At 44.1% G+C, this 18,371-nt stretch carries 17 protein-coding genes; all 17 read left to right on the forward strand.

The genetic code is table 11. The features are described 5' to 3' along the window. The first annotated feature begins 6 nt into the window (after positions 1-6). The 17 genes from DWW86_RS06145 to DWW86_RS06225 all read left to right on the forward strand — a co-directional run bounded on the left by DWW86_RS06145 (position 7) and on the right by DWW86_RS06225 (position 18,326). A complete protein-coding gene (locus DWW86_RS06145; protein ID WP_072521979.1) occupies positions 7-1,053 on the forward strand; it encodes a lysylphosphatidylglycerol synthase transmembrane domain-containing protein in 1,047 nt (348 codons plus the stop codon). Continuing rightward, positions 1,050-1,727, forward strand: coding sequence for a CDP-alcohol phosphatidyltransferase family protein (locus DWW86_RS06150; protein WP_117942577.1), 678 nt, complete (start codon positions 1,050-1,052; stop codon positions 1,725-1,727). The genes DWW86_RS06145 and DWW86_RS06150 overlap by 4 nt, the downstream gene beginning before the upstream one ends. Then, positions 1,724-2,629: a phosphatidylserine decarboxylase gene (locus DWW86_RS06155; RefSeq protein WP_286187659.1), complete on the forward strand. Its 906-nt coding sequence runs from the start codon at positions 1,724-1,726 to the stop codon at positions 2,627-2,629. The genes DWW86_RS06150 and DWW86_RS06155 overlap by 4 nt, the downstream gene beginning before the upstream one ends. Positions 2,630-2,706: 77 nt before the next feature. Further along, on the forward strand, positions 2,707-2,949 hold the full coding sequence (locus DWW86_RS06160; protein WP_072521976.1) for a hypothetical protein: 243 nt from the start codon (positions 2,707-2,709) through the stop codon (positions 2,947-2,949). 229 nt (positions 2,950-3,178) lie between these two features. Further along, positions 3,179-4,567: a 23S rRNA (uracil(1939)-C(5))-methyltransferase RlmD gene (rlmD, locus tag DWW86_RS06165; protein WP_117942579.1), complete on the forward strand. Its 1,389-nt coding sequence runs from the start codon at positions 3,179-3,181 to the stop codon at positions 4,565-4,567. 210 nt (positions 4,568-4,777) lie between these two features. Beyond that, positions 4,778-4,996, forward strand: a complete 219-nt coding sequence (locus DWW86_RS06170; protein WP_072521974.1) for a cation transporter — start codon at positions 4,778-4,780, stop codon at positions 4,994-4,996. Between the two features lie 63 nt (positions 4,997-5,059). Next, on the forward strand, positions 5,060-6,946 hold the full coding sequence (locus DWW86_RS06175) for a heavy metal translocating P-type ATPase (RefSeq protein ID WP_117942580.1): 1,887 nt from the start codon (positions 5,060-5,062) through the stop codon (positions 6,944-6,946). A 41-nt stretch (positions 6,947-6,987) separates the two neighbouring features. After that, positions 6,988-7,350 (forward strand): ArsR/SmtB family transcription factor, encoded by a 363-nt coding sequence (locus DWW86_RS06180; protein ID WP_072521972.1) that lies wholly within the window; start codon positions 6,988-6,990, stop codon positions 7,348-7,350. A gap of 3 nt (positions 7,351-7,353) precedes the next feature. Next, complete coding sequence (locus DWW86_RS06185) at positions 7,354-7,914, forward strand: helix-turn-helix domain-containing protein (RefSeq protein WP_117942581.1); 561 nt, start codon at positions 7,354-7,356, stop codon at positions 7,912-7,914. 63 nt (positions 7,915-7,977) lie between these two features. Beyond that, on the forward strand, positions 7,978-8,676 hold the full coding sequence (locus DWW86_RS06190; protein ID WP_072521970.1) for an HAD family hydrolase: 699 nt from the start codon (positions 7,978-7,980) through the stop codon (positions 8,674-8,676). Positions 8,677-8,956: 280 nt separating this feature from the next. Then, on the forward strand, positions 8,957-10,174 hold the full coding sequence (locus DWW86_RS06195; protein ID WP_117942582.1) for an aspartate aminotransferase family protein: 1,218 nt from the start codon (positions 8,957-8,959) through the stop codon (positions 10,172-10,174). 284 nt (positions 10,175-10,458) lie between these two features. Further along, a complete protein-coding gene (locus DWW86_RS06200; protein WP_072521968.1) occupies positions 10,459-11,079 on the forward strand; it encodes a cytidylate kinase-like family protein in 621 nt (206 codons plus the stop codon). A gap of 4 nt (positions 11,080-11,083) precedes the next feature. Beyond that, positions 11,084-12,607, forward strand: a complete 1,524-nt coding sequence (locus tag DWW86_RS06205) for an APC family permease (protein WP_117942583.1) — start codon at positions 11,084-11,086, stop codon at positions 12,605-12,607. Positions 12,608-12,649: 42 nt separating this feature from the next. Beyond that, positions 12,650-13,834, forward strand: coding sequence for an iron-containing alcohol dehydrogenase (locus DWW86_RS06210; RefSeq protein ID WP_117942584.1), 1,185 nt, complete (start codon positions 12,650-12,652; stop codon positions 13,832-13,834). A 159-nt stretch (positions 13,835-13,993) separates the two neighbouring features. Continuing rightward, a complete protein-coding gene (locus DWW86_RS06215; RefSeq protein ID WP_117942585.1) occupies positions 13,994-15,028 on the forward strand; it encodes an XdhC family protein in 1,035 nt (344 codons plus the stop codon). Between the two features lie 157 nt (positions 15,029-15,185). Next, entirely contained in the window at positions 15,186-16,766 is a 1,581-nt protein-coding gene (locus DWW86_RS06220) for a DUF1002 domain-containing protein (protein ID WP_286187660.1), read from the forward strand. A gap of 357 nt (positions 16,767-17,123) precedes the next feature. Beyond that, positions 17,124-18,326 (forward strand): class I SAM-dependent rRNA methyltransferase, encoded by a 1,203-nt coding sequence (locus tag DWW86_RS06225; RefSeq protein WP_117942587.1) that lies wholly within the window; start codon positions 17,124-17,126, stop codon positions 18,324-18,326. Positions 18,327-18,371: the final 45 nt, after the last annotated feature.

Consider the following 18,371-nt stretch of genomic DNA (forward strand, 5'->3'; position numbering starts at 1 on the left):
CTACTTATGAAAAAAAATAAAAAAGTGATCTTCAACGGGGTCTTTCTGGTGACTGTATTTGCACTTACCATCTACGGAGTATTTCATGGAGAAGATCTTGAATCTATGATGGATGCCATACGCAGTGCAGATAAGCGCTGGCTTGCACCCGGGCTTGCGCTGGTCGCATTTTTTATCTGGGGTGAATCGATCATTATATGGTATATGATGCGTTCGTATGGAATCAAAGTAAAAAAGAAAACATGCTTTCTTTTTTCATCGGTGGGTTTTTTCTTCAGTTGTATCACACCGTCTGCAAGTGGCGGACAGCCGATGCAGGCATACTACATGAAAAAGAAAAATATACCCATACCGGTATCCGCCGTGATTCTTATGATAATTACGATTACATACAAACTGGTGCTTGTTGTGATCGGAATCGGCGTGGCGGTATTTGGAAGAGGATTTTTACATCAGTATCTTGAAGGGATACTTCCGGTATTTTATCTTGGACTTGCGCTGAATATTTTCTGTGTGACTTTTATGACAATACTGGTATTTCATCCGCTCCTTGCAAGAAGCTTTATGGTATGGGGACTTAAGATACTGGAGAAGCTTCACATTCTCCGCAGGAAAGACGGAAGACTTAAGAAGCTGGAAGACTCTATGGATGCATACAGAGATACGGCGGCGTATCTCAAAACTCATTCAAAAGTGATCGCAAATGTAATTGGGATTACCTTTGTACAGAGAATGGCAATGTTTGCGGTGACCTGGTTTGTATACAGATCCTTTTCGCTGTCGGGAACAGGATTCTGGACGGTGCTGTTTCTGCAGGCGGTGATTTCTGTTTCTGTTGATATGCTTCCTCTTCCGGGTGGCATGGGAATCAGTGAAACACTGTTTCTGACGATTTTTACACCGGTTTTTGGAACACTGCTTTTACCGGGAATGGTTCTCAGCAGAGGACTTGGATATTATGGGGAGCTTTTGATCAGTGCTCTTTTTACCATCGTGGCACAGCTTACGATCGGACAGGAGCATGACAGCAAAGAGAAGGAGAGTTACGAATGATAGGATTTTATGATTATACGGTAGTGGTTACATATATCAGTCTTGTTTCTTCGATAGTGGGTATGTTCTGTGCAATCGATGGGAAACTTACGGTGGCAGTTTTCTGTCTGGCATTCTCCGGACTGTGTGATATGTTTGACGGAAAAATAGCGAGAACAAAGAAAGACAGGACAGACGACGAGAAATCCTTTGGCATTCAGATAGATTCTCTGTGTGATATTGTCTGTTTCGGAATTTTTCCGATCATCCTTGGATACAAACTTGGCATGTGCAAGCTTTACAGTGTTGTTATACTTGCGTTCTATGGTCTGGCAGGCGTGATCCGTCTGGCATATTTTAATGTAATGGAAGCAAAGAGACAGAGTGAGACAAGCGAAAACCGTAAATATTATCAGGGACTTCCGATCACCTCGATGGCTGTGATCATGCCGTTTCTGTTTGTGGCATCTATGTTTTTTCCGGGATTCCGTTATTTTGTAGGATTGCTCCATGCTGCAATGCTGATCGTTGGATTTTTGTTTATACTTAATTTCCGTTTCCGTAAACCGACAAATAAAGAACTGGTTGTTCTGGTTTCGGTTGTGGCAGTAGCAGTCTTCTTTATTCTTTTCTATAAGGAAGCATGGTGGGCTCGTCATGGTGTTGTGACAAAACTGAAAGGAGTGGCTCCGTGAGCAGCTATACAGCAGACAGACAGGGACATATCTGTAAAAATGATTCCGGGCAGGACCGCCTTCTTGAGAAGATGTACGGCTGTGCACCTGGCAGGGCAGTATTAAAGCCACTGGTAAATCCGGTTTTATCTGAGCTTGGCGGCAGGATCCTTGATTCGCGTCTTTCGGCTCTGGCAGTACCGGCATTTATCCGTCATGCCGGAATCGACATGCGGGATTATGAAAAGAGAAAGTTCCGGTCGTACAATGACTTCTTTACAAGAAGGATCCGCGAGGGTGCGAGGCCGGTCAGTATGGTACCGGAGCATTTTGTAAGTCCGTGTGACAGCCGGGTGAGCGTCTATCCGATTGATGAAAATTGCCGGGTGAAAATTAAACACACCCCGTATACGGTTGCGGAACTTCTGAAGAATCCGGTACTTGCGAAGCGTTACGAGGGCGGTTATCTCTGGGTATTTCGACTCTGTGTAGATGATTACCATCGATATATTTATATTGATGATGGTTTTGAATCAAGGAGAGTGCACATTGATGGTGCGTTGCACACCGTTAATCCGGTGGCAAACGATGTTTATCCGATCTATAAAGAAAATACAAGAGAATATGCGCTGCTTAAAACTGTCAATTTCGGCACGGTCCTTATGATGGAAGTGGGTGCCCTGATGGTTGGCAGAATCGAGAATGTTCCGCTTCGGGGCAGAGTGAAGCGTGGTAAAGAAAAAGGCAATTTTGCTTTCGGAGGTTCTACGATCGTACTGATGACGCAGAAGGATCGTGTATTGCCGGATCCGGATATTTTCCTGAATTCCGAAAAAGGAATCGAAACAAGAGTACATCTGGGAGAAAAAATCGGTGTATCAGAAGTAAAAGATGATGGTGGTTACATCGGCGAAAATTTATGAGAAGATATGGTAAAATGAAGGAATTCGTGGTATACTATGACCTATAAATGAGTTTGAACGAGAGGAAGGTGCCCATCATGAATCTGAATCATTTATTACAGAACGAAAAAATTGAAGATTTACTTGCTGCCTTAAAGAAAAAAGAGGACGAAAAAGACAAAAATACAGTCCTTTGGGTACTGGCGATCATCGGTGCTGTTGCAGCAGTAGCAGGTATTGCGTTTGCAGTATATCGTTTCTTCGCTCCGGATTATCTGGAAGATTTTGAAGAGGATTTCGATGATGATTTTGATGATTATTTCGAAGACGAGGAAAAGTAAGAGTAGCATGAATCAGCAGCTCCGGCAGATAACCGGGGCTGTTTTACTGCTCTGTCAAAGACAGAGCAGCACGCTCCGCGAGGATGCGACTAGATGCAAGTGGAATATGTCTGCTAAAGCAGACTGCATCTAGCGCGCAAAGCATAACAAGTCACTCAAAGATTGAAGTAGTTGTGTAGTTTGAGGAGACTTTTCTGCTTTGATTTAAAATAGATGAGGAATAATTGAAATGAAAAAAGGTGAAATTTACGAAGGTGTAATAGAAAAGGTGGACTTTCCGAATAAAGGTTATGTCTGTATCGACGATCAGAAAGTGCTGATCAAAAACGGAATTCCGGGACAGAAGGTATGCTTTATGATCCAGAAAAAACGTTCCGGCAGAGCGCAGGGACGAATCCTTGAAGTCCTGGAAAAATCTCCTCTTGAGACAAGAGAGGCGGAGTGCAGCAATTTTCCGGCATGTGGTGGCTGCATGTATCAGACGATGTCTTATGAGAATCAGCTGGCAATGAAAGAAACACAGATAAAAGAACTGCTGGAGGATGCACTGGTACAGGGTGGTCAGGTAGATGAGAACGGTCTGGCGGATTTCGAATGGGAAGGCATCCATGGAAGTCCGATTGAGTTTGGCTATCGTAACAAGATGGAATTCTCTTTTGGAGATGAGTACAAAGACGGTCCACTTTCTCTGGGACTGCACAAGAAGGGTAGCACTTATGACATCTTAAATACGGATGACTGTAAATTGGTGCATAAGGATATGACTGATATTCTGACCTGTGTACGTGAGTTTTTCAGAGAAAAAGGAGCTTCTTATTACAGAAAACTGCAGCACACAGGCTATCTCCGACATCTGATGCTGCGCCGTGGTGTAACATCAGGTGAGATTCTTGTACATCTTGTTACGACCACGCAGGAGGAATATGATCTGGAACCACTGAAAGAACAGCTTCTGGCCCTTCCGCTGGAAGGAAAAATCGTCGGGATCATGCACATTCTCAATGATTCTCTATCAGATGTCGTGCAGAGCGATGAGACAAGAATTCTTTATGGACAGGACTATTTCTACGAGACGCTGCTCGGACTGAAATTCCGAATCAGTACCTTTTCTTTCTTCCAGCCGAATTCCCTGGCGGCGGAAGTACTTTATAATATTGTAAGAGAATACATTCAGAATACCAGCGGTATGGAGGTATTTGACCTTTACAGTGGTACTGGTACGATCGCACAGCTTCTTGCGCCGGTGGCAAAAGAGGTGATCGGAGTAGAAATCGTAGAGGATGCAGTGGAAGCTGCAAGAGAAAATGCAAAGCTGAACGGGCTGGATAATTGCCGTTTCATTGCAGGCGATGTTCTGAAAGTTCTGGATGACCTGACGGAAAAGCCGGATGTGATCGTGCTGGATCCGCCGCGTGATGGTATTCATCCGAAAGCACTGCCGAAGATCCTTTCCTACGGTGTGAACCGTATCGTATATGTTTCCTGTAAGGCAACCAGTCTCGCACGTGACCTGGAGGCATTTCTTGCAGCAGGCTATCGTCTGGAAAAGGCATGCTGCGTAGATCAGTTCTGTGAAACAGTATGGACCGAAGCAGTGGCCCTGCTTGTAAAAGAATAGAAAATTCCCGGAGTATCTGGATGGTATTCCGGGATTTTTTACGTTATAGGAAATTATTACGTAACCAAATATCTGATAAAATTCTTGAAAATTTATCGGAAATATATTGACATATGTGACCGGAATGTTATAATACAATCAAACATATGAATGATTGTTCATATGAAAGAGCGAGAGAAAAGAATAAGCATATAAAAGGAGAATCCCACTATGAAGAAATCTTACAAAATCGAAGTTGACTGTGCAAACTGTGCAAACAAAATGGAAGAAGCAGCAAAGAACACTGCAGGTGTTAAGGATGCAGCCGTAAACTTTATGATGCTGAAAATGAACGTAGAATTCGAAGAAGGACAGGATCCGAAGAGTGTTATGAAAGAAGTCCTCAAGAATTGCAAGAAGGTTGAAGACGACTGCGAAATTTATTTATAAGAATGAACCTGATTGCTCTGCTGCGGCTGCGGCAGAGCGATTTTCAAAAAGGAGAGAAAAGAGATGAATAAAAAGCAGAAAAAAATGATGACACGTATTATCATAGCAGCGGTACTACTGGTCGTTCTGCATTTCATTCCGATTACAGGAATTCCGAGATTCATCTGTTATCTGGCGATTTATCTGGAAATCGGATATGATATTTTGAAAAAAGCTTTCAAAGGAATCAAAAACGGGCAGGTGTTTGACGAAAACTTCCTGATGGCGATTGCCACAGTCGGCGCTTTCGGACTGGCAGTTTATGAGAAGAGTGGAGATTATAATGAGGCAATCGCCGTTATGCTCTTTTACCAGATAGGTGAACTTTTCCAGAGCTATGCAGTAGGCAAAAGCCGTCGCAACATCAGTGAACTGATGGATATCCGTCCGGATTATGCAAATATCGAAAAAGACGGCAAACTGGAACAGGTTGATCCGGATGAAGTCGAGATCGGTTCCATGATCGTAGTACAGCCGGGTGAAAAAGTTCCGATCGACGGTGTGATCATTGAAGGAAGTACAACTCTGAATACAAGTGCCCTGACCGGTGAGAGTCTTCCGAGAAATGCAAAACCGGGAGATGAGATCATCAGCGGATGTATCAATATGACAGGTGTGCTGAGAATTCGTACTACAAAAGAGTTTGGTGAATCTACTGTATCCAGGATTCTGGAACTTGTCGAGAATTCCAGTTCCCGTAAATCCAGATCCGAAAACTTTATTTCAAAATTTGCACGATATTATACGCCGGCAGTCTGCTATGGTGCGCTGGCCCTTGCGTTACTGCCGCCGATTGTAAATCTTCTTTTCCTCCACAATCCTGCGCAGTGGGGACAGTGGGTCTACCGTGCGCTGACCTTCCTGGTAATCAGTTGCCCGTGTGCACTTGTTATCAGTATTCCGCTCAGTTTCTTTGCGGGAATCGGTGGTGCAAGCAATGCCGGTGTCCTGGTCAAAGGATCAAACTATCTGGAAACACTGGCGCAGACGAAATATGTTGTATTTGACAAGACAGGTACTCTGACAAAAGGTGTGTTTGAAGTTGCCGGTGTGCATCACAATACTATGGAAGAAGCAAAAATCCTTGAATATGCCGCACTTGCAGAAAGCTTTTCCACACATCCGATCAGCCGCAGCCTGAAAACTGCTTATGGCAAAGAAATTGATCAGAATCGTGTAACAGATGTAGAAGAAATCAGTGGAAATGGTGTTACCGCAAAAGTAGACGGAGTTTCTGTGGCAGTCGGCAATGCAAAACTGATGAAACGTATCGGAGTAGAAGCAGTCGAATGTCATCAGGTAGGAACGGTCATTCATGTGGCAATCAACGGTGCTTATGCAGGACATATCCTGATCGCTGATGTGCCGAAACCGACATCAAAAGAGGCAATCGCAAATCTTAAGAAACACGGCATCAAAGAGACAGTCATGCTGACCGGAGACATCGATAAAGTTGCTCAGCAGGTAGCAGGTGAACTGGGCGTGGACCGTGTATACAGTGAACTTCTGCCGGCTGATAAAGTAACAAAGGTAGAAGAACTCCTTGCAAAAAAGACAGCGAAAGAAAAACTTGCCTTTGTTGGTGACGGTATCAACGATGCACCGGTACTTTCCAGAGCCGATATCGGTATTGCAATGGGAGCGCTTGGCTCAGATGCTGCGATCGAAGCCGCTGATGTCGTCCTGATGGATGATGATCCGCAAAAAATCGTCAAAGCAATCCGCATTGCGAAGAAATGCATGCGTATTGTTTATGAAAATATTTATTTTGCAATCGGTATCAAGGTTATCTGCCTGATTCTCGGCGCAGTTGGTATTGCCAACATGTGGGTTGCAATCTTTGCTGATGTCGGAGTTATGGTAATTGCTGTCCTGAACGCGATAAGAACCCTTTTTGTAAAGAAATTGTAACTACAGGTTACAAAGATGGGTTGAAAGAAAGAGAGATATATATGACAGAAGAAAGAGAAGAATTAAGCTGTGAATGTCAGGAAATCCATGAAGACCTTCTGAAGATCGTAAATGAGACCATGCCGGACGAGGAAGAATTGTATGATCTGGCAGATCTGTTCAAGGTATTTGCAGACTCTACCCGTATCCGCATTCTGTTCGTGTTATTTGAATCAGAAGTGTGTGTCTGCGATCTTGCGAAAGTCCTGAATATGACACAGTCTGCAGTTTCCCATCAGCTTCGCATCCTGAAGCAGAACAAGCTGGTGAAGAACCGCAGAGAAGGAAAATCTATTTTTTATTCCCTTGCAGATGATCATGTACGAACGATCATCTCAATGGGAAGAGAACATATTCTGGAGTAAAGTATGGATTATTTGTCAAAGAATGTAGCGGCAAATTTAAAAAGAATAAGAAAGTCAAAATGCATGAGTCTGGACCAGACCGCAGAACAGACCGGAGTCAGCAAAAGCATGCTTGCACAGATAGAGAGAGGGACTGCCAATCCCTCTCTTGGCGTACTCGGAAAGGTCACAAGTGGACTTCGAATCGAATTTCAGGAGTTGATACAGCCGCCCCGGGAAGACTGTCTCCTTGTAACTCCACAGGAACTGCTGCCGACCAAAGAGCTGGAAGGGCAATACCGGGTATGGACCTGTCTGCCGTATGAAGACACAAGACTTGTAGAGGTATACCGGATCGAAGTGGAGCCGGGCGGGGTTTATGTCAGCGGAAGCCATGGCGAAAAGACACGGGAGTATCTGGCGGTCACGGAAGGAGAACTGACAGTGGAATGCCACGGGCAGAGTTATTGCATTCATAAAGACCAGATATTTAAATTTGAGACCGACCAGGAGCATGTATATAAAAATACAGGCAGCCAGAAAGCCTGTTGCACTTGCTTTTTCCTTGATTATCATGGAAAATAGAAGAAAGCACCGGAAGGTTATTTATGTCCGAAAGAAACATCAGAACAGAAAAGGGGACAGCATATGATAAAAGCAGTTATATTTGATCTGGATAATACATTATACAGCTATGATGCGAATCATATTTACGGTATGGAAGCACTGGCAGGCTACTGCAGGGAAACATTCGGCATAACAGAAGAGGAGACGCGTGAATATTACAGAAAAGCCGGATATATTATGGCGAACAGGATCGGTACAGATACCGCTGCGATCCACAGCCGTATGCTGCGTCTGCAATGTATGATGGAACTGCTGGAAAAGCCTCTTTTTCCGCATGTACAGAAGATGTACCATATTTACTGGGATGCATTTCTTCAGCATATAGAACCAAATCCGGGAGTCCTGGATTTCCTTATGGAACTCAGAAAAAGAAAGATACGCATCGGAATCGGTACAGATATGACAGCCTATATCCAGTACAAAAAACTCGAAGCGATCGGTGCGGAGGTCTATATTGATTTTATGGTTACCAGTGAAGAAGCCGGTGTGGAGAAACCACATTATCATTTATTTGAACTCTGCGTGGAAAAAGCAGGTGTCCGGGCGGAAGAGTGTGTATTCATCGGAGATAATGTGAAGAAAGACATAGAAGGTGCATGGGAGAGCGGCCTTAGAGGTATCTGGTATACGCAGGAAAAAGAACCAACGGAACGCAGATATTTCCCGACACTGCGCTCATTTACAGAAATTAATGTGGATGATTTCCTTACGCAGCAATAAGAGTGCAGAATGGTCGGGAAAAGAAAATGGAATAATATAGAAAAACGTTTTGTACAATATAATGCACAGAATGAATGGCTGTAAATATAACCTGAAAATTCAAAAAGTCTTTTAAAATCAGCAAAAATCTTTTTTATAAAAATACTATTGACAAACAATACTGTCAGTGATATTGTAATGTTGTACAAAATAATACACGAAAAATTAAGCAAAGGCGCTTACCGGAAACGGAAATCTGCCTTTGCTTTTTTTATTTTAAGGATACAGGGAGGAATCAGCCATGAAATTAAAAGACACAGGATTAACTTTTCAGGACATCAAAGACAAAGTAAACAAGTATATGATCGAGACTTATGAGCGTTTTGATTTTCTTGCTGAAACAGCAGAAGGCATGTATATCTATGATGAGAATGGAACACCATATCTTGACTTTTATGCAGGTATTGCAGTAAACAGCGCAGGAAACTGTAACCCGAAAGTAGTGGCAGCGGTAAAAGACCAGGTAGAAGACATCATGCATACATTCAACTATCCATACACGATTCCGCAGGCATTACTTGCCGAGAAAGTGTGCGAGACGATCGGCATGGACAAGATCTTTTATCAGAACTCCGGTACAGAAGCAAACGAAGCGATGATCAAAATGGCACGTAAATATGGCATAGAAAAATACGGACCGAACCGTTACCATATCGTAACTGCAAAGATGGGCTTCCATGGAAGAACCTTCGGTGCCATGTCCGCAACCGGTCAGCCGGGAAACGGATGCCAGGTTGGTTTCGGACCGATGACATACGGATTCTCCTATGCACCGTATAATGATCTGCAGGCATTTAAAGATGCATGTACCGAAAACACCATTGCAATCATGGTTGAGCCGGTACAGGGAGAAGGCGGTGTACATCCTGCAACAATGGAATTTATGCAGGGACTTCGTAAATTCTGTGATGAGAATGATATGCTTCTTCTGATCGATGAGGTACAGACCGGATGGTGCAGAACCGGTGCAGTAATGTCTTATATGAACTACAGAATCAAACCAGATATCGTTTCCATGGCGAAAGCACTTGGCGGCGGCATGCCGATCGGTGCGATCTGTGCGACAGCAGAAGTTGCAAAAGCATTTTCGGCAGGTTCCCACGGAACTACATTCGGCGGACATCCGGTAAGCTGTGCGGCAGCACTTGCAGAAGTTAACGAACTTCTTGACAGAGATCTTGCAGGAAATGCGAAAAAAGTCGGTGACTACTTTGCATCCAAACTGGAAAAACTTCCACATGTAAAAGAAGTAAGACATCAGGGACTTCTGGTTGGTGTGGAATTTGATGATACAATCGGTGGTGTAGATGTAAAACACGGCTGCCTGGATCGCAAACTTCTGATCACAGCGATCGGAGCACATATCATCCGTATGATTCCACCGCTTATCGTGACAGAAGAAGACTGCGACAAAGCAGTTGCGATCATTGAAGATACGATCAAATCCCTGGAAAAATAAATAAGAACGAAAAAGTGACAAGGGCGTCGCGGATCATTATAAGTGGTTCGCGCGCTTTTTTTGTAATAGGAAATTACTCCGTAATGTTCCTATTACAAAAAATGCTCCGCGAGGATGCGACCAGATGCATGAGGAATATGTCTGCTGAAGCAGACTGCATCTGGCGCGCAAAGCGTAACAAGTCCCTCAAAGATTGAGGGATTCAGGGAGTTTGAAGCGGACTTGTCCGCTTTGTTCCTATTAAGAGGAAATGAATAACAAAATTCGTGTGAGAGGAAATCGGTATGAGACATCTGGTAATAACGATTGGCTGTGAATACGGCGCCAAAGGTAATGCCATAGGCAGAAAAATAGCAGAAGACCTCAATATCAAATTTTATAATCGTGAACTCGTGGACGAGATCATCGAAGAGGTCGGAATACCAAAAGAAATTATGGAAAAAGTTGAAGAAGGCGGCACGATCGCAGGTAAAGGTGCAGAGGGTGATGTCAGAGGATCCTTTTCAAAATATGCGGATCTGACAGATCGTGCGATTCATGTGCAGAAGCAGATTATCCGCAAACTGGCAGAGAAAGAATCCTGTGTGATCATCGGACGTTCTGCGGATTATATTCTCAAAGATTCCGATAAGATCAATCTTCTGAGGGCATTTATCTATGCTCCGGATGATGTAAGAATTCACAACATTATGGAGAGCCATAATCTTACAGAGAAGGATGCCAGAATTCTGCTTCTGGAAAAAGATAAACGATATCACAAACGTCATCTGGCACTGACAGGAAGCAACCGTGGTGACCGTCACAATCGAAATATCCTGATTGACAGCTCTTATCTTGGGATAGAGGGAACAGCAGATTACATCGAGGAACTTGTCAGAAGAAAATTCGGAAGCGGGGAGGAATGAGTCTATGGGACAGAAAAAATCAGAATTTGATAAAGTATTCAGTGCATGGGATATTCTTGTGATCGCTTTCGGAGCTATGATTGGCTGGGGCTGGGTCGTATCTTCCGGAACATGGATCGATGCAGGCGGTGTTGTCGGTGCAGCACTTGCATTTGCGATCGGTGGTGTCATGATCTTTTTTGTCGGTCTTACATACGCAGAACTGACGGCTGCCATGCCACAGTGTGGCGGGGAACATGTATTCAGTTACAAGGCAATGGGGGCGACGGGTTCTTTTATCTGTACATGGGCAATCGTTCTCGGATATGTCGGTGTTACCTGTTTTGAGGCATGTGCATTTCCGACGATCATTACCTATCTGTGGCCGGGATTCCTCAAAGGTTATCTTTATACGGTAGCAGGATTTGATATTTATGCATCCTGGCTGATCGTGGCAATTATCGTAGCATTTTTCATTATGATGATCAATATCCTGGGGGCAAAAACAGCAGCAGTACTCCAGACTGTTCTGACCTGCATAATCGGTGGCGCAGGAATCCTTCTGATCGTAGCATCAGTGATTAACGGTAATGTAGACAATCTGCAGGGACAGATGTTTATGGGTGAAACAACGGGAACAATGGCAAAAAATGTATTGAAAGTTGCCGTTATCACACCGTTTTTCTTTATTGGTTTTGATGTTATCCCGCAGGCGGCAGAAGAAATCAATGTACCGCTTAAAAAGATAGGTAAGATGATGATCCTGTCTGTTGTACTGGCAGTTGTATTTTATTCTTTCGTAATCTTATCTGTAGGATATGTCCTGAACCCGGCGGAAATAGCACTTTCCCAGAGTACGACAGGCCTTGTTACCGCGGATGCCATGGCGAAAGCTTTTGGAACATCCGTGATGGCGAAAGTCATCATTGTAGGCGGTATGTGTGGTATCGTGACTTCATGGAACTCCTTTATGATCGGTGGTTCCCGTGCTTTATACTCCATGGCAGAATCCTACATGATTCCGAAGGTGTTTGCAAAACTTCATCCGAAGCACAAAACACCGGTAAATGCACTGATTCTGATCGGTATTCTTACCATGCTTGCTCCTTTTGCAGGACGTGTCATGATGGTGTGGATCTGTGACGCAGGAAACTTCGGCTGCTGTCTTGCATACTGTATGGTTTCGATTTCATTCCTGATTCTTCGGAAAAAAGAACCGGATATGCCAAGACCTTACCGTGTTCCGGCGTACAAATTTGTCGGAACCATGGCGGTGATCCTTTCTGGATGTATGGTACTCGTATACTGTATTCCTGGTTCCGGCGGTACTCTGATCATGCAGGAATGGATGATGGTTGGTGCGTGGAGCCTGCTCGGAATTGTGTTCTTTGCAGTCTGCAAACTGAAATATAAAGAAAAATTCGGCAGTCTTATTGAGATCATTTCTGATGAGGATGCAGCATCTCTGATGCCGGAGGCTGATGATAAAGAACTTGATCTGGTTATTGATGCAGCAATTGATCGTGTACTCTCGAGAATGCCGGCATGACGTCAGATAAAAATAGATATAAAATGAGAAAAGAGGCAGATTATGAATCCGTTTGAATTTTTTATACCACAGAATATTATCGTTGGGGCAGGTACGCTTGTGCGGCTTCCGGAATGTGCACAGAAACTGGGAGGAACCCATGCCATGCTGCTGTCAGGACCGACACTTCGTAAGATGGGAATTGTGGATAAAGCAGCAAAATATCTCGAAGATGCCGGCATGAAGGTGGATATCTTTACGGAAATAGAAGCAAACCCGTCAGTAACGACTGTAGAAAAGGCAACAACTGCATTTAAAGAAGCCGGGGCAGATTTTATTGTGGCGCTGGGCGGCGGCTCTCCAATGGATGTTGCCAAGGCTGTCGGTGTAACCGCAAAATACGGTGGCAGCATTACAGAATATGAAGGGGCACATAAAGTACCTGGAAAAATTATCCCACTCATTGCGATCCCGACGACAGCAGGCACCGGTTCAGAGGTCACTGCGTTTTCGGTTATCACAGATCACAGCAGAGATTATAAACTGACAGTATTCAGTTATGAACTTTTTCCTTCTTATGCAATACTGGATCCGGAGCTTCTGACATCTGCGCCGGCCTCTGTGGCGGCAGCATGTGGAATCGACGCATTTATTCATGCAGAAGAGGCATATGTTTCTACAGCAGCCTCTCCGTTTTCGGATGCCATGGCTGAGAAAGCGATGGAACTGATCGGTAAAAATATCCGCCGGTTTGTCGCAAGACGTACAGATCTGGAGGCAGCAGAGGCAATGCTGACCGGTTCACTTTTTGCCGGAATTGCTTTTTCCTTTGCCCGTCTTGGAAATGTACATGCAATGAGCCATCCGGTAAGTGCTTTCTTTGATGTACCACATGGAGTGGCAAACGCAGTACTGCTTCCGGTGATCGCAGAATACAATGCACTGGCAGATCATGGCAGATATCTGACCATCTATAATTATATCAGTCCGATTCCGGCATATGAGGATGAATTTGAGCCGTTGATGCTGGTAGATGCAATCCGTGAACTGAATAAAGATATCGGAATTCCGGAGGATCTGACAACAGCGATCCGTCAGGCGGCAAAAGGCAGAGAAGTTTCTGATGAAGAAATCGAAAGCAAGATCGATGCCATGGCAGATGATGCGATGAAGAGCGGAAACATTGCCGTCAATCCAAGAGCTTCACAGAAGCGGGACATCGTAAAACTTTATCATAAGGCAATATAATAAGAGGGAAGAATGCCGAGGCATTTTTGAAAAGTATTTTTGTGACATGCAGATATATTTCATGTGAGATGTATCTGCATGTTTTGTTCTTGCAGGAAAGACATGGGAGATGGTATACTTTTGTCGATAAGATAGAAAAAAGTTCACAGGGGGGAAAACATGGAGCTTTTTGAATTTTATAATAAAATAGAAGAATATCAGAATCAGAAAAACAATATTTTGGCTACGGTGCTTGAAGGGGAAAACAGCGGAAGCCGCTATTTCTTTTCAAAGGGAGACCTTATCACAGTGTACGGTGACGGTGCGATCCCGGATGAACAATTAAAAGAGATCGCACAGGCACAGCAGAGCCGGATCACAGAGGCTGATGGTCAGAAAGTATTTGTGGAAGCATTGAAACAGCCGGCGCATCTGGTGATCTGTGGGGCAGGACATGTATCGCAGCAGGTGATCCTGCTTGCAGCCAAAGTCGGTTTTCATGTGACAGTACTGGAAGACCGTCCGAGTTTTGCCGGAGAAGCAAGAAGAATGGGGGCGGATCGGGTGATCTGCGACAGTTTTGAGCATGGACTTGATCAGATTCCGGACAGAGAAGATACGTATTTCCTGGTTGTGACCAGAGGACACCGGTATGATAAGGAATGTCTGGACATTATATTGAAAAAACCACACTGCTATGTTGGTATGATGGCGAGCCGTGGACGTGCGGCACTTCTTAAGAAACAGATGGAAGAAGAAGGTATCGACAGGAAACTGCTGGATGGAATCCATACGCCGGTAGGTATGCCGATTAATGCCGAGACACCCGAAGAGATTGCGATATCTATCGTATCTGAACTCATTCATGAAAAGAACAGTCTTCGCAAAACAAGCGGATACAAAAAAGACCTGATGGAATACCTGACCGGAAGAAAGAAAGCAGAAAACGGAATGGCACTTGCAACGATCATTGAAAGACGGGGATCGGCACCGAGGGAAATCGGGACAAAGATGCTGGTCCTTGCCGATGGAACGCTCATCGGCACGATCGGCGGCGGCTGTATGGAGAGCGAAGTGCAGCATCAGTGTCTGCGCCTTATTCATGACGGAGACAGAAAAGGAAGAATCTTTAAAGTAGATATGACCGTTTCCGAGGCAGAGGAAGAGGGGCTTGTCTGCGGCGGTACCATACAGGTATTTCTGGAAGTTCTGTAGATTTCTTTGAGGCGAAACATTTGTTCGAAAATAATAAAATTTAAAATACAACTATATACAGAACTGTGCTATAATACATGTATTCAATAAAAGAGATACGTAATCGCAGGGAAAGCAGAAGATATTTTCCTGTGAAGAGAATATGGAGGATGAAGATATGAAGAAAAGAAACTTAATGGTTGCGTTACTTTGCAGCATGTGTCTGGCAGTCAGCTCTCCTGTCCCGGCAATGGCTGACGGCACGAAGGTCGTAACGCTTGGTGCAGACCTTACACAGGATCAGAAGAATACAATGATGAACTACTTTAAGGCAGATTCCAGTCAGGTACAGGTCATCACTGTTACAAATCAGGATGAGCGCGATCTTCTCGGTAATTATGTTCCGAGTGAACAGATCGGAACAAGAACTTTAAGCTGTGCTTACGTAAAACCTACCCAGTCAGGCGGTATCAAGGTTCGTACCGCGAACCTCAATTACGTAACCTGTAATATGATCGCGACAGCACTTTCTACAGCAGGTGTTAACAACTGTGAAGTTGTTGCGGCATGCCCGTACGAAGTATCTGGTACAGGTGCGCTTACCGGTGTCATGAAAGCATACGAATCTGCAAGCGGACAGGCTCTGGATTCCACAAAGAAAGACCTGGCTGCGAAAGAAGTCGTTGTTACAGGAAATGTCGGACAGCAGGTTGGCCAGGACAATGCAACCAATATCATCAATCAGGCGAAAATGCAAATCATCGGTGACAATATTCAGAATGCTGATGAGATCTACAACATTGTAAACAACATTGCTGTTCAGAACGGAATCACTTTAAGCCAGGATGAGCTTGACACGATCGTTTCCCTTCTGCAGCAGATCGCACAGCAGAACTATGACATTCAGGAAATGAAGAAAACTCTGGAAGATATCCAGCAGAATCTTGAAGACAGCAAGAACGGAACTTCTTCTGATGACAGTTCAGATGACGATGCAGTGGATGAAGGCGAGGACATTACACAGGACGTTGACAGCGGGGCGCTTGGAGATGATGTTAAACAGACTTCCACAGAGGATGCTAATCTTGCAAAAGATACAGGTGCAGATACCAACCAGACCGAGAATACAGATTCTTCCGATGACAGCGGAGATTATAATATTCCGGAAGCAACAGGTGATGGAACAGACGCAGGAACAGACGAATCCGGTGAAGGTACAGATGAAACGGCAGACAATACAGAAGATACTTTAAATACAGATGATCTTTCCGAAGAAAGCAAGGCAAAATTTGACCAGGCGAAACTCTTCTGCAAGGGTGAGTATGAAGGCGATCTTGCAGTACTTCAGTCTGTAGTAGAGAATGTGACAGAGCCGCCGGTAACACTGGATCAGGATGTTGCAGAAAAACTCAGCCAGAAGGTTCTGGAAACTTATCTGAATATTCTGAAAGATGCAGGCGCTACCTATGTACCGGATGGAACAGAAGTTTATCTGTCCACTGAGCTTAATATGATGAATAAGGAATTAAAGACGATCTTCAGCACGGAGACAGATCCGGCAGAAGATGATATTCTCTACAGCGTAGATCCGGAAGTGCGACAGAAGATGTATGACGATACACTGAATTTCTTCGTAAAACTTTATGGAGAAGATGTTCAGACAGATACTACAGAAGAGAGTACAGATACGCAGAATGTGTCTGAAGATACTGCTTCCGGGGAGAATACAGAAGAATACACTGAGGATTATACAGAATAAATCTGGCTGATCTTACAGGTCAATGCAAAAAGGATGCTTCGGCATCCTTTTTTGCTTTATAGGAAATTACTCTGTAATTTTCCAATAAAGCAAAAACGCTCCGCGAGGATGTGACCAGATGCAAGAGGAATATGTCTGCTAAAGCAGACTGCATCTGGCACGCAAAGCGTAACAAGTCCATCAAAGATTGAGGGATGCAGGGAGTTTGAAGGGGACTTGTCCGCTTTGTTCTCTTCTATGAACAGACTGTGAAAAAGTGGAAATTCCTGTCTGGTTGTGGTAAAATAGAAGAAGTTTTTATCTTAAACAGGTATAAATGGATGTAAAAGGAAGAAAAGTTCCGAAAGGAGATACGATATGAGTCTGGCAGTGGTTACACTGAAAAAAGGAGAAGGACGTTTTTTGAAGTCCGGCGGAATGTGGGTATTTGACAATGAGATCGCATCAGTCATGGGAAGCTTTGTAAACGGAGATATTGTGCTTGTACATGATTTTGACGGTTATCCGCTCGGCAGAGGGTTTATCAACAGAAATTCCAAGATTACCATTCGCCTTCTGACAAGAAATGAAAACCAGAAGATTGATGAAGACTTCTTTGAGAAACGTGTACGCGATGCGTGGGAATACCGCAAAAAAGTTACGGATACTTCAAGCTGCCGTGTAATTTTTGGCGAGGCAGACTTTTTCCCGGGACTTGTCGTTGATAAGTTTGAGGATGTGCTGGTCGTGCAGTCTCTTGCACTCGGAATAGACCGCTGGAAAGAACTGATTCTGGATCTTATTAAGAAAGTTCTCTCTGAGGACGGTATTACAATTCGCGGTGTTTATGAGCGAAGCGATGCAAAAGTCCGTAAACAGGAAGGTATGGAACTGTACAAGGGATTTATCGGAGAAGAATTTCCGACACTTGTCGAGATTCAGGAAAACGGTGTCAGATATCAGGTCGATGTCAAAGACGGACAGAAGACAGGATTTTTCCTTGATCAGAAATATAATCGTCTTGCGATCCAGAAGCTGTGTAAAGATGCGCGAGTACTGGACTGCTTCACACATACCGGTTCCTTTGCACTGAATGCAGGAATCGCCGGCGCGAAAGAAGTGACCGGAGTAGATGCATCTGAGCTTGCTGTTCACCAGGCACAGGAAAATGCGAAACTGAACGGTCTGGACAAAACCGTGAAATTTATATGCGAGGATGTCTTTGAATTGCTTCCGAAGCTTGAAGAGCAGGAAGAAAAGTATGATGTGGTCATTCTTGATCCACCGGCATTTACGAAATCCCGCAGTTCTGTCAAGAATGCAGTCAAAGGTTACCGTGAGATCAACCTTCGTGGAATGAAACTGGTAAAAGACGGTGGGTTCCTTGCGACCTGTTCCTGTTCCCATTTTATGGAATATGAGCTGTTTACAAAAACAATCGGCCAGGCGGCGAGAAGTGCACACAAGAGACTTCGTCAGGTAGAATACCGTACACAGGCACCGGATCATCCGATCTTGTGGTCTTCCGACGAATCCTATTACCTGAAATTCTATATCTTCCAGGTATGTGATGAGAAATAATCAGAGAAAATATAAAGTAGAAACAGATCACATAAAGGCAAAAGA

It is taken from the genome of Ruminococcus sp. AF17-22AC (assembly GCF_003460065.1).
In the GTDB taxonomy this organism is placed as follows: Bacteria; Bacillota; Clostridia; order Lachnospirales; family Lachnospiraceae; genus Blautia_A.

What these genes read in the sequence shown, in the direction of transcription:
- DWW86_RS06145 (WP_072521979.1), top strand. Translation starts at nt 7, where the DNA reads ATGAAAAAAAATAAAAAAGTGATCTTCAACGGGGTCTTTCTGGTGACT.
- DWW86_RS06150 (WP_117942577.1), top strand. Translation starts at nt 1,050, where the DNA reads ATGATAGGATTTTATGATTATACGGTAGTGGTTACATATATCAGTCTT.
- DWW86_RS06160 (WP_072521976.1), top strand. Translation starts at nt 2,707, where the DNA reads ATGAATCTGAATCATTTATTACAGAACGAAAAAATTGAAGATTTACTT.
- rlmD (WP_117942579.1), top strand. Translation starts at nt 3,179, where the DNA reads ATGAAAAAAGGTGAAATTTACGAAGGTGTAATAGAAAAGGTGGACTTT.
- DWW86_RS06170 (WP_072521974.1), top strand. Translation starts at nt 4,778, where the DNA reads ATGAAGAAATCTTACAAAATCGAAGTTGACTGTGCAAACTGTGCAAAC.
- DWW86_RS06175 (WP_117942580.1), top strand. Translation starts at nt 5,060, where the DNA reads ATGAATAAAAAGCAGAAAAAAATGATGACACGTATTATCATAGCAGCG.
- DWW86_RS06180 (WP_072521972.1), top strand. Translation starts at nt 6,988, where the DNA reads ATGACAGAAGAAAGAGAAGAATTAAGCTGTGAATGTCAGGAAATCCAT.
- DWW86_RS06185 (WP_117942581.1), top strand. Translation starts at nt 7,354, where the DNA reads ATGGATTATTTGTCAAAGAATGTAGCGGCAAATTTAAAAAGAATAAGA.
- DWW86_RS06190 (WP_072521970.1), top strand. Translation starts at nt 7,978, where the DNA reads ATGATAAAAGCAGTTATATTTGATCTGGATAATACATTATACAGCTAT.
- DWW86_RS06195 (WP_117942582.1), top strand. Translation starts at nt 8,957, where the DNA reads ATGAAATTAAAAGACACAGGATTAACTTTTCAGGACATCAAAGACAAA.
- DWW86_RS06200 (WP_072521968.1), top strand. Translation starts at nt 10,459, where the DNA reads ATGAGACATCTGGTAATAACGATTGGCTGTGAATACGGCGCCAAAGGT.
- DWW86_RS06205 (WP_117942583.1), top strand. Translation starts at nt 11,084, where the DNA reads ATGGGACAGAAAAAATCAGAATTTGATAAAGTATTCAGTGCATGGGAT.
- DWW86_RS06210 (WP_117942584.1), top strand. Translation starts at nt 12,650, where the DNA reads ATGAATCCGTTTGAATTTTTTATACCACAGAATATTATCGTTGGGGCA.
- DWW86_RS06215 (WP_117942585.1), top strand. Translation starts at nt 13,994, where the DNA reads ATGGAGCTTTTTGAATTTTATAATAAAATAGAAGAATATCAGAATCAG.
- DWW86_RS06220 (WP_286187660.1), top strand. Translation starts at nt 15,186, where the DNA reads ATGAAGAAAAGAAACTTAATGGTTGCGTTACTTTGCAGCATGTGTCTG.
- DWW86_RS06225 (WP_117942587.1), top strand. Translation starts at nt 17,124, where the DNA reads ATGAGTCTGGCAGTGGTTACACTGAAAAAAGGAGAAGGACGTTTTTTG.